General features: G+C 60.0%; 1 protein-coding gene. It reads left to right on the top strand.

The features are described 5' to 3' along the window. Positions 1-235, top strand: a 235-nt coding sequence (locus AC0L3S_RS39755; RefSeq protein WP_473285454.1) for a hypothetical protein, incomplete at both ends; no start/stop codon positions are given.

Here is a 235-nt window from a genome sequence, read left to right as displayed (position 1 = left end):
CAACGCGCGCTGCCGCGCGTTCAACACTCTCTTGCGCAACATCGCCGACGACAATGTCACGCTGTACGCCCATCTTGTGCGAAACAACGATGTGCCGGCGCCGGCATCGCGCCAGTTTCAAAGTGCATTCGCTGGCAGTCTTAGCGAGGCCTATGAGAGCCGTGTGCTGTCGGGCAAGCTCTTTCGCAACGATCACTTCCTCACGGTCGTCGTGTTCCCACGAAGCGCAATCGGC

The organism is Bradyrhizobium sp. Ken01, from assembly GCF_055807355.1.
Note: the sequence above shows the minus strand (reverse complement) of the source record. Positions and strands in the feature narration are given on the sequence as shown.